General features: G+C 50.1%; 7 protein-coding genes. 5 read left to right on the plus strand and 2 right to left on the minus strand.

Going from position 1 to position 12,171, the window contains the following annotated elements:
• Positions 1–4: 4 nt before the first annotated feature.
• Positions 5–2,788 carry a YdbH domain-containing protein gene (locus MK185_14075; GenBank protein MCH2041751.1) on the plus strand — a complete coding sequence of 928 codons (2,784 nt, stop codon included), beginning with the start codon at positions 5–7 and terminating at the stop codon, positions 2,786–2,788.
• A 20-nt stretch (positions 2,789–2,808) separates the two neighbouring features.
• Here MK185_14075 and waaA read toward each other — a convergent pair whose 3' ends face one another.
• Positions 2,809–4,071, minus strand: a complete 1,263-nt coding sequence (gene waaA / locus MK185_14080) for a lipid IV(A) 3-deoxy-D-manno-octulosonic acid transferase (protein ID MCH2041752.1) — start codon at positions 4,069–4,071, stop codon at positions 2,809–2,811.
• Between the two features lie 123 nt (positions 4,072–4,194).
• Between waaA and hldE the strand changes: the two genes are divergently transcribed.
• The 4 genes from hldE (at position 4,195) to MK185_14100 (ending at position 11,120) form a co-directional block, all read left to right on the plus strand.
• Positions 4,195–5,631, plus strand: a complete 1,437-nt coding sequence (hldE, locus tag MK185_14085) for a bifunctional D-glycero-beta-D-manno-heptose-7-phosphate kinase/D-glycero-beta-D-manno-heptose 1-phosphate adenylyltransferase HldE (GenBank protein ID MCH2041753.1) — start codon at positions 4,195–4,197, stop codon at positions 5,629–5,631.
• Between the two features lie 147 nt (positions 5,632–5,778).
• Positions 5,779–6,735: an ADP-glyceromanno-heptose 6-epimerase gene (gene rfaD / locus MK185_14090; GenBank protein ID MCH2041754.1), complete on the plus strand. Its 957-nt coding sequence runs from the start codon at positions 5,779–5,781 to the stop codon at positions 6,733–6,735.
• A complete protein-coding gene (lpxL, locus tag MK185_14095) occupies positions 6,728–7,669 on the plus strand; it encodes an LpxL/LpxP family Kdo(2)-lipid IV(A) lauroyl/palmitoleoyl acyltransferase (GenBank protein MCH2041755.1) in 942 nt (313 codons plus the stop codon). The genes rfaD and lpxL overlap by 8 nt, the downstream gene beginning before the upstream one ends.
• 91 nt (positions 7,670–7,760) lie before the next feature.
• Positions 7,761–11,120 carry an EAL domain-containing protein gene (locus MK185_14100; GenBank protein ID MCH2041756.1) on the plus strand — a complete coding sequence of 1,120 codons (3,360 nt, stop codon included), beginning with the start codon at positions 7,761–7,763 and terminating at the stop codon, positions 11,118–11,120.
• Positions 11,121–11,193: 73 nt separating this feature from the next.
• Here the strand turns inward: MK185_14100 and rpoH are convergent, their stop codons facing one another.
• The gene (rpoH, locus tag MK185_14105; GenBank protein ID MCH2041757.1) at positions 11,194–12,066 is read right to left on the minus strand and encodes an RNA polymerase sigma factor RpoH; all 873 of its coding nucleotides are present in this window, start codon (positions 12,064–12,066) and stop codon (positions 11,194–11,196) included.
• Positions 12,067–12,171: the final 105 nt, after the last annotated feature.

The raw sequence follows: 12,171 nt of genomic DNA on the forward strand, positions 1-12,171 counted from the left end.
CATGATGAAAAGCTGGTTTACGTCATCATTGATCGGACTTTGCATCGCACTGTTCAGTTTATCCCTGCTGATTATTTCCTTACCGACTCTGCTGAAGCCTGCACTGAATCGCTGGTTACCGGATATTCTGCAAACCGCCGGCATTAACAGTGGCACCATTCGGGTAAGCCACTTCTCCTGGCAACGTCTGCACATTGAACACCTGCAGCTCCCTCTGTCCGATGGCAGCCTGATTGCCTTAAAAGAATTCAATCTGCGCTACTCACCGACCGAAGTCATCCGTGGTCAATTCAACCGTTTATCGATTCAGGAACTGACCTTATCAATGACAGGCGATAGCGGTAAAAAGATTGCAGGCGCTGCAGCCGCGAGTGCCAAATACGCGGCGAGTGAAACGTTAAAAGAAAATCCGGTGATCAATATTCCGGCATTTGAACGATGGTTAGCCTTACCTTTAGAAAGTCTCAGTATTGCTAAAATTGATGTACAGCACCCGATGCTCAGCGCTGGTCTTAAGGCTGAAGTTAATCCGCAGCTATGGCGGATCTGGGGCGAGGGCCAACTGGATAACAGCCCTTTGCCATGGCAATTGGAAATGCAACTCCAGAGCAGTGGCGATTTATTAATTCTGATATCCGAAAGCCAACAATTACTGGCACAGATGCACGCCAATATTGAACAGGACCGCGCCGGTGTCACACGAATTCAACTGAGTAACAAGATCGATCTGAAAGCAATCGGTCAGCGTCTCCTGCTTGATACTGCCGAACAACTGCCACTCACCACTGCCCGCATGAAGGCGGACATTCGTCTGCCAGCCAGCTTGCGTATTCCCCAGGATATCGCAGTCACCAGTACGCTACTGCTAGATACCGAAGAGACGGTTATTTTCGACGATAAAGAATCTGGCCAGCAACTGCATTGGCTGGCCGGTTTAACTAAGCTGACGCTGGATAAACAACAGGGCCAGGGACCGGAACTGGCACTGTTTAACCAGCATCAGTTATCGTTAATGAACAAGCAGAAGCAGACACGGTACGATATCCAACAATCGCTTGAGCAGCCCGTAATAATCGCTCAATGCGACCATCACTTTGAACAATGTTCCGCCAACGGATTATTAAACTGGAAGATCACCGCACCGCAACAGCAACTTGTTATTGATTTGTCGCCGGATGTGAAATGGAACACGGTGACCGGCGTAAGCGGTGCGCTAAAGCTGGAGCTGAACGCAAATCAACAACAGGTATCGACTCCAAGGGGACAGCTGACCAGCCGTGGCCAGTTCGAATTTACAGCAGACGCTCATGGTAACTGGCGTCTCTGGTCATCAACAGGAATCCGTAATAAATTAACCGTACAGAACATTCAGTTAGCGGAACAAAAGCGTGCTGCTTTTTCCGATATTCATATCACGCTACTGAACGATTTATACATTGAAAATGATCAGGAAAAATGGCTTTTCAAACCGATTAATATCGGACTGGAAGCCTTGTCCGTTGATATTAAGCAGCACATCAAAAATCGCATCACTGATGTTGCCAAAATAGAAATTGCCAGCAGCAGCATTGCCTGTACTCCAGAAATTACGACTTACAATTCACAGCAACGTATTAAGAGCCAATGCCAGCTGAGTCTGACATTATCACCATCCCACATTGATAAATGGCCACTGCCGGATGCGACGCTGCAGGGACCGTTTAATATCACGTTAAAAACCTCCGAGAATAATCCGGCAAGTATTTTTCTTAACGCCGATCTGAATCTGCTGGCCGCCAACCAACAGCTAAACCTGCGCTCTAAGCTGCAACATCAACACATTGGCAAAGAACAACAGGGGTCATTGCAATGGCATATGAACGATGTGCCACTGAATTGGGCTAGCCTCAATCTCAGTGAAATGACAACGCTGACACAAGTACAACTGCTCGACGGCGCATTGTCCGGCCAAGGTTGGATTGACTGGCAACAGCAGGATGATCACGCATGGCAGATCAAACCCGATTTAACCCTGCGCTTTGATAACGTCAGCGCCACCTATGATAACGCTCTTTCCCTGGAGAACTGGCGGGGTTTATTCGCCATACGGCGTCCCATCGATTTTTCCAGCCGTCTGCCGGGCGATTTTATTCTTGATGCGCAAGTCGCGGGTGAGGGCCTGAACAGTGGGGTCAAACTTTCCAATATTCTGGCTCGCAGCCAGGCCCGAATACCAGCCGACGCTTCTTCAGCACTGATTGAAGTGTATGAAATGCATACCGACGTGCTCGGTGGCCGGGTCCATACGCCATTAATCCGGTTTGATACCACCAAGGAGATCAACGCTTTTGGTATCGAAGTCGAAAACATTCAGTTAAGTGAATTGGCAAAGCTGGAACCCAACGCAGAAATATCCGCAACCGGTTCACTTGATGGTGTCCTTCCTATCGTATTATCTCAGGAAGGGCCGCAGGTTCCCGGGGGGACATTATTCGCCCGCGCTCCGGGTGGTGTGATTGAATACAACAACGCCACCAGCCAGGCACTGAAAGCATCCGACCAGACAGTCGGACTGGCACTGCAATTATTAGAAAACTTCCACTACGATCAACTCGAATCTGGCGTTGAATATCAGCCGGATGGTGAGCTGAACCTGGCATTACGGTTTCAGGGTCATAACCCGGATTTTTTTGATGGCCAGGCAACAAACCTGAATGTGAACCTCGATTACAATCTGCTGGATTTACTCGAAAGCCTGCGGGTAACCAACGATCTGATCCAGCAAGTGGAAGACAAATATCAGCGCTGATACCGGTAGTCGGAACCCCGTCAGCGGTGTAAAAATCCGGCCGATATTTGCACTAACCGCTGTACCGCCCCACGGTTTTTAACAACAGTCCTGAAGCCGGCTGCTCCCATGGCGTTGCGTTTGTCGTCATCATTTAGATAAGACAAAACGTCATCATACAGTGACTCCGGCTGAACAACCGCCAGCGCCTGTTCTTCCACCAGGGTGTCAACAATCGCCGCAAAATTCATGTAGTGAGGGCCAGTCAACGTCGCTTTACCCAGCGCCGCGGGTTCAATTGGGTTGTGACCGCCATGTTCAATCAGGCTGCCCCCCATTAACACCAAATCTGCGGCAGACAATAATTGCAACATCTCCCCCATAGTATCGGCCACATACACTTCACATCGGCTGTCGGTCTGGCTCTGACTGCGACGACACACCCGCAGTCCCGCTTGTTTAGCCGCAACCGTCACCGCATCAAACCGCTCCGGGTGTCGTGGAATCAATAACAGTAATAATTCCGGGCAAGCCGCTTTTAATTGTGGATAAATCGCTAACAACTGTTCATCTTCATTCGCATGGCTGGAAGCCAGTGCCAAGACCTTGCGATCAGCGCCCCATTGCTGGCGCAGTGCAGCGCCTTTATCTGCAAGATCAGCTGGTAAATCGACATCAAATTTCACGCTGCCGGTCACTTCCATTTTACTGTCAGGCAGGCCCAGTCCGATAAAACGCTGGCCATCGTTAGCGTTTTGCGCCGCCACCAGATTCAGGCGTTGTAGCATTGGCAGGGTTAACGCAGAAAACCGGGCATAACCGCGCGCAGACTTTTCCGATAAACGTGCATTTGCGAGCATCACCGGAATCTGCTTATCGCTGCAGGCAGCCATCAGGTTGGGCCATAATTCGGTTTCCATCACCACCAGCAGGCCTGGCTGAATGCGATTCAGAAACGGCTTCCAGAAGACCGGCAGGTCATACGGCAAAAACATGTGGAAAATACGCTCACCGAATAAACGCTTAACCTGTTCAGAACCTGTTGGTGTGGTGGTCGTTACAATGATTGGCAGATCAGGATATTGGTTTTGCATGGCTTTGATGTACGGCGCCGCTGCCAGAGTTTCACCAACCGACACAGCATGCACCCACAAACCATTAGCCGCTGGCCGGTGCGGTAACAAACCAAAACGCTCAGCTATACGCTGTCGATAGCCCGGATTGAGACGCCCCCGCCACCATAAGCGCGCAACAAAAACCGGCAACAGCAGTGCATAAAATACAGTGTAAAAGAAACGAGCCACAGCCAGCCTTACATCAGATAAAAACAGCGCGCTAGTTTAGCACAGAGGCATGACCATAGCGTATGGAGCATGACCTCAATGTGGTACACTGCCCGCCTTCAAAAATTGTGTGTGATCTCAGAGATGGATGTAACCATTCCCGATTTCCACCAGGCCAGAGTTCTGGTGTTTGGTGATGTAATGCTCGACCGCTACTGGCAGGGCCCAACCTCGCGTATCTCCCCGGAAGCACCGGTACCGGTCGTTAAAATTCAGGATATTGAAAACCGTGCAGGCGGGGCTGGTAACGTGGCGCTGAATATCTCCACGCTGGGAGCCGGTGTTGATCTGATGGGCCTTATCGGAAATGACGATAATGGTACGGCATTGGAACGCTTGCTCAATGAAGCCCGTATCGACTGTGACTTCCTCAAACATCCGCTGCACCCGACCATCACCAAACTGCGCATCATGAGTCGCAACCAACAGCTGATTCGTCTCGACTTTGAAGAAGCATTTGATGCCACTGACCTGACCAACATCTACCAGTCATTTGATGAAAAAGTAGCTCAGGCAGGGGTGGTGATCTTATCCGATTACGGCAAAGGCGCATTGAGTAACCCGCAGCGCCTGATCGAAAGTGCCCGTCGTCACAAAGTACCCGTGCTGATCGATCCGAAAGGCACCGACTTTGAGCGCTATCGCGGAGCTACGTTAATCACACCCAACCTGAGTGAATTCGAAGCCGTGGTTGGCACCGCTAAGGATGATGAAACCCTGGTCGCCAAAGCCCGTACTCTGATTCAGGACTATGACCTTCAGGCCGTGCTGGTGACACGCAGCGAGAAAGGCATGACTCTGATTGAACGCGATCAGGAGCCGTTCCATCTGCCGACCAAAGCGCGTGAAGTGTATGACGTCACTGGTGCCGGTGATACCGTGATCTCGGTATTGGCAGCGTCCTTAGCCGCGAAACAAAACCTGCAACAAGCGACCGCACTGGCGAATACTGCGGCGGGTGTTGTCGTTGGGAAGCTGGGTACCGCCACCGTTTCCACCGAAGAGTTACGTCAGGAAATCCGAAGTGAAAGCCACCAAGGCGCCGGTATTTTTGATGAGTCCAGCCTGTTATTACTGGTGGAAGAAGCCCGTGCCCGCGGTGAAACACTGGTCATGACCAACGGTTGTTTCGATATTATTCACCCGGGCCATGTGCAATATCTGAAAGAAGCTAAAGCACTGGGTGATCGATTATTGGTGGCGGTGAACTCCGATGAATCCGTCAGCCGCTTAAAAGGTCCGTCACGACCCATTAACCCACTGGATCACCGTATGGCCGTTCTCGCAGGTCTGGAAAGCGTTGATTGGGTGGTGCCTTTTGGCGAAGACACGCCGGAGCGTCTGATTTGCCGTATATTACCGGACATTTTGGTGAAAGGTGGTGATTACAAAATTGAAGAAATTGCCGGTGGTAGCTGTGTGCAAAATAACGGTGGCGAAGTGATTATTCTGAGCTTTAAAGATAACTGCTCCACCACCGCCATTGTTAAACGTATTCAGGCCGAAGAAGCCACGGATTAATCAAAGATTCAGGGCACCTGGTCATTTATATTGCCGGGCACGCGCGCAACAGGATCACAAAGCACACTCATGTGTTTTGTCTCTGTACGCTCGGGATTGAGTGACAACAATCGCTCGCTTGCCCGTTAAAAAATTGAGGTAGAAAACATGATTATTGTTACCGGCGGCGCCGGATTTATCGGCAGCAACATCGTAAAAACCCTGAATCAACAGGGTCGCCAAGACATCATCGTGGTTGATGACTTAAGCGACGGTAAAAAGTTCTACAACATCAGCGATTGCGACATCGCGGATTACCTGGATAAAGATGACTTTATTCAACGCGTGCAATTAGACGATGGCATTCTCGATGATGTTGAAGCCATTTTCCATGAAGGCGCCTGCTCTTCCACTACGGAGTGGGACGGCAAGTTTATGATGGAAAATAACTACGAATATTCGAAAATTCTGCTGCACGCCTGCCTGGAGAAAAAGATTCAATTTTTATACGCTTCCAGCGCCTCGGTGTATGGCGGCAGCGATGTGTTTAAAGAAGAGCGCTCCCACGAAAAGCCGTTAAACGTTTACGGCTACTCAAAGTGGCAGTTCGACCAATATGTGCGCTCGATCGAACACACCTTCGAAAGCCAGGTAGTCGGTTTCCGTTACTTCAACGTTTATGGCCCACGCGAGCAACACAAAGGCTCAATGTCATCGGTGGCATTCCACTTTAATAACCAGATCAAAGACGGCGGCATCTGCAAACTTTTCGGTGGTAGCGGCGGCTATGGTGATGGCGAACAGCGTCGTGATTTCGTGTTTGTCGGTGATGTGGTGAAAGTAAACCTTTGGTTTATGGCGAACCCACAGCACAGCGGTATCTTTAATCTGGGTACCGGTAACTGCCAGAGCTTTAACGACGTTGCCGATGCTGTGATCAAATGGCACGACAACAAGGGCACTGCCGGCAGCAAACAATACGTTCCTTTCCCGGATCACCTGAAAGGCGCTTATCAGAGCTTTACTGAAGCGGACATTCATAAGTTACGCAACGTGGGTTACAACGAACCATTCGCCAACGTAGAACAGGGTGTGTTCGCTTACATGGATTGGTTAAATGGCTGATAACGCAACACCATCCAAGGCTTTTCCGAAACACCTGCTCAAACCGAAACACTGGCCCACATGGCTCGGCCTGGGGCTGATTTTTGCGGTGGTACACCTGCCTTACCGCTGGCAACTTAATATCGGCAAAGGCATCGGTTTATTGGCCTACAGACTGGCAGCCAGCCGCCGTCGTATTGCTGACGTTAACATTCGCCTTTGTTTTCCGGAAAAATCCGAAGCTGAGCGTGAGGCACTGGCACGTCAGACCTTTATCGATAACGGCATTGGCCTGATCGAAACCATGATGGCCTGGTTCCGGGAACCGGACTACATGCTGAAGAACACCGAGTTCTCCGGTTTTGAGGCCGTGAAAGCGCATCAGGCTGAAGGTCGCGGCGTGATGTTGCTGGGCGCTCACTACCCAATGATGGATTTGATTGGTGCGCTGGTGAGTAATATTCAGGACGTGGTCATCAGCTACCGCCATCAGGATAACGACGTGGTTAACTACCTGATGGAAAGTCGCCGCCAGCGTATTTATCAGGACTGCATTACCCGTAAAGACGTACGTGGCTTTATCCGTACTCTGCGCAAAGGCCAGGTGTTGTGGTACGCACCAGATCAGGATCTGGGCCGTAAAAACAGCGTATTTGTTGATTTCTTCGGCGTACCTGCTGCGACCACCAACGCGACATCGCGCATTGTTAAGGCCGGCAAAGCGGTGGTGATGCCGATTAACATGTATCGCAAAGCCGATAACTCAGGTTATGTGGTCGAAGTGAGCGATCCTCTGGCAATTCCAAGCGGCGACGATGCTGAAGATGCACGCCTGTGCAATGAAGTACTGGAAAAGCACATTCGTCAGCACCCGGCACAGTATCTGTGGTTACACAAGCGCTTTAAAACGCCGGTAAACCCGGAAGACAAAAAAGGATTGCTGTACAAAAAATAGTCCTTCCTACGAAGTCTTCTGGTTGCTGAGTAAGCATTTTTTTCTATGCTTAAAGGCATTCCAGACGATTGTTTTTCAACAGGAAGCCCCTTTGTCGCAGTCACAGGCCGTACAAAAATTGCTTAACCACCTCCGCAAGAACTGGTGGATGCCGGCACTCATGGTGGCGGCACTGATACCAGTCGTCCAGATTAACTCGCTGTTATTCCATACCCTGGTTGAGTTGTTTGCTTCTGGCATTGCGTTGGTGTGCTTTATCGTTGCCTGGAACACTCATTCACAAGCACACAACCAATACCTACTGATGCTCGGCTGTGGTTATTTCAGCGTTGGTGTGCTGGATATGATGCATACTCTGACCTTTGGTGGTATGCCGTTTTTTCCGGATATTGAAAATAACGTGACGATCCAGTTCTGGATCGTTGCGCGCTTTACTGAAGCTCTGGCACTGTTACTGGCTCCGCTGCTGATGCACCGTAAATATCAGCCCAGAACAATTCTGACGATCGCTTTACTGGTGTTGTTGCTGGCCACCTCTCTGGTGGTGTTTGAGCGGCTACCGGTTATGTTGATCGCCGGTGAAGGACTGACACAAGCCAAGATCATCAGTGAGTATCTGATTATTCTGATCTTGCTTATAGCGGCAACGACATTGCATCATCGCCGCCAGCAACTGGATGCAAGGGTGCTGAAGCTCACCTACGTATCGATTGCCATGACAATTGCTGCAGAGCTCGCCTTTACGCTATACGCCGACCTGCACGGCTTTAGCCTAGTGGTTGGACACTTTTTTAAATTACTGTCTTTCTGGGCTATTTATATCGCCCTGATTGAATCCAGTCTGCGACAACCCTTCCTGAATCTGGCTCGCGACGCCAACACCTATGATGCCATTCCCGACGAGACCATTCTGGTGGATAACAAGGCGATCATTCGCCAGGCTAATCAGGCGGTGCGCAAGCAGTCCGGACTCAGCTCAGCAGAAATCGTGGGGCGCCATTGCCACGAGCTGCAACACGACAGCCATGTCGATCAACAGGACTGTATTATTTGCCAGTCGATAATATCGTCGCAGCCATTACAGGGTTATCAATACTTCGATGAGCGCCAACAGCAGTGGTACGAAATCAGCCTGTCGCATATTCGCCATGGCGCAGCAACCGCAGGTATGGTGCACGTTCGCCGCAATATTACAGCGGCAAAACAAGCTGAAAAACGTTCGATGACGCTGAATCGTCTCTACAGCGTTATGACCCAGGCCAACAAGGTAATTGCCGAGGCCGACTCAGTGGAGAAGGTATTTTCTGACATCTGCCTGATTGCTCTGCGTTATGGTGGCTTCAGTATGGCCTGGATCGGCTTGATTGAAGGTCAGGTGATCCGCCCAAAAGCCTCCGCGGGTGACGACAAAGGTTACCTCGACCGGGTTGAGATGCGCATCGACGATTCACCTCTGGCCCATGGCCCAGTCGGTACTTCCGCACGCGAAAACCGGGTCACCTGTGTTAATAACACCATTACCGATCCGAGCTTTATTCCCTGGCGAAAAGCTGCACAAGCGCGTGGGTTTCACTCCCTGGCATCCGTTCCGCTGAACAATAATGGCAGCGTGATTGGTATTTGTGCGTTCTACTCATCTCAGCCTGATACTTTCGATTCTGAGATGCTGGCATTGCTGGCCACTCTGGGAACCGACATCAGCCTGGCGTTGGAACGCCTGAAACAGAAAGCCAAACAGGCAGAAACCCAACATAAGCTCAGTCAGCTGTCGATGGCAGTCGAGCAAAGTGACAATGCCATCGTCATTACTGATACCGAGTTTCATGCTGAATATGTGAATCGTTCCTTTGTCGAAATGACCGGCTTCGAGCTGGTTGAAATGCAACATGACAGCCCGATGATTCTGTACAGTAATACCAAGGACAGGGAGCCGATTAATGAGCTGGTGTGGGTTATTCGCTCCGGCCGACAGTGGGATGGTGAACTGCAGATTACCCGTAAAGATGGCAGCGTGTTCTGGGCTTCGCAATCCATTTCACCACTGATGGACGATACCGGTGAGATCGTCAATTACGTCTCCACCTTTGAAGACATCACCAGCCTGCATCACGCCCAGCAAACCATCGAGAAGCTGGCATTCTTCGATCCACTCACCAATTTACCCAATCGAAGATTACTGGCCGATCGGCTCAACCAGGCCATCGAAAGTTGCAAACGCCGAAGCAATAGCATGGTCGCTATCCTGATGTTCGATCTGGATAATTTTAAGACGGTGAACGATTCACTCGGCCATAATCTGGGGGACAAGTTATTACAGCAGGTAGCGGATTTATTCAGTCAGCAGGTGCGCAAAGAAGATACGGTCGCCCGCCTCGGGGGGGATGAGTTCACCATCATTCTCAATAATATGAAAAGCATCGGAAAAATCGCCGAGATTGCAGCATCTATTATTGAGCTGTTGAAAAAGCCACTCGATGTATCCGAGCACCAGGTTGTGATTGGCACCAGTATCGGTATCTCAGTATACCCGGGAGATACCCAAAACCCCGACGAACTGATTCGTAACGCTGATATTGCGATGTATCACGCCAAGAGCGAAGGCAAAAACAACTTTCAGTTTTTTACTGCCAACATGAATGAAAAAGTGCAGCTGCGACTGGAGATGGAAAACAGATTACGCCAGGCAATTGCGTCGCAACACTTCCAGCTGCACTATCAGCCACAGGTTGATTTGGTCACCGGGGCTATCAGCGGCGTTGAGGCATTAATCCGATGGAACGACCCTGAGCGAGGCATTATTTCACCCATCGAGTTTATCCCGCTGGCAGAAGATACCGGCATGATCGGTCCCATTGGTGATTGGGTCATTGAGACAGCTTGTCGCGAGATAAAGGAGATGCAGGATAATGGATTCCCCCAGGTAAAAGTTGCGGTGAATGTCTCCGCCTATCAGTTCCATCACGGCCAGCACCTGGCAGAGGTAATTGATAACGCATTAGCAGCCAGTGGTTTAGCCGCAAATTGTCTGTCACTGGAGGTCACAGAAAGCCTGTTGATTGACGGCATTCGCGAAGCCGGAGAGCTATTGGAGGAGTTACGCAAACGCCAGATCACCATTGCCATTGATGACTTCGGCACCGGTTACTCATCGCTCAGTTATCTGAAACAATTACCCATCGATATTCTCAAGATTGATCAATCGTTTATCCGGGATCTGTTGGTTGATGCCAGTGACAAAGCGATCGTCAACGCCATCATTGCCATGGCCCATAAGTTGGACATTAAAGTTCTGGCGGAAGGCGTGGAAACCACCGAACATCAGAATATTCTGATGCAACAGGATTGCGATTTTGCTCAGGGATATCTGTATTGCCATCCTCTGCCCAAAGACGAGCTACTGGCAAACTGGCAATCGCAATTAGCCTCCGCGGCCAGCAATGAATACCTGTAAGTACAGGGCAATAACAGCAGACATAAAAAATGCCGCAATTGCGGCATTTTTTATGTCGTCATGAACGAACGCGTTACGCCAGAACCAGATCGGTTCCCATCGCAATCTTCAATTTCTTCATAGCGTTCTTTTCAAGCTGGCGAATACGCTCTGCCGATACCTGATACACAGCAGCCAGATCATGCAGGGTGGCTTTTTCTTCCGCTAACCAGCGCTGTTGCAGGATATTGCGACTACGCTCATCCAGCTCTGACATGGCATTGGCCAGACGACCATGCGCATCCTGCTCGTAATTATCGTTTTCAACTACTGTTGCCGGGTCGGCACTGTGATCTTCCAGGTAGTAAACCGGAGCCTGAGGCGCGGCTTCCTCGCTATCATCATCCACACCGCCGTCGAACGCGGCATCGTGAGCATTCAGACGACCTTCCATCTCAAATACCGTCTTGGTCTCAACACCAAGATCTTCAGCAATCGATTTGGCCTCATCCTGGCTCAACCAGCCAAGGCGTTGCTTCTTCGAGCGCAGATTAAAAAACAGCTTACGCTGTGCTTTCGTGGTGGCGACCTTCACGATGCGCCAGTTGCGCAAAATAAATTCGTGCATTTCTGCTTTAATCCAATGCACAGCAAACGACACAAGGCGCACACCAACTTCCGGATTAAAACGTTTAACAGCCTTCATCAAACCCACATTACCTTCCTGAATCAGATCTCCCTGATTCAGACCATAGCCAGAATAGCTGCGGGCAATGTGCACAACAAAGCGCATATGCGACATAACCAATTGACGGGCTGCTTCCAGGTCACCTTCGTAGTGAAGACGTTCAGCTAACGCTTTTTCTTCGTCAACAGACAACACCGGAATCGCATTAACCGTCGTAATATAGGCCTCCAGGTTGGCACCCGGTGACAAAGCATTAACGGCTAATAAACCTTGGTTCATCAAATACTCCTGAAGCGACGCTTCAATAATTTCATCTCAGAGTGAGATCTCATTGGCAAAAGAGTTTAGCACCTGAAAAGTCAGACAACCAATCCCTCTTTGCAG

The sequence above is a fragment of the Saccharospirillaceae bacterium genome, from assembly GCA_022448365.1.
In the GTDB taxonomy this organism is placed as follows: Bacteria; Pseudomonadota; Gammaproteobacteria; order Pseudomonadales; family Oceanobacteraceae; genus Bacterioplanoides.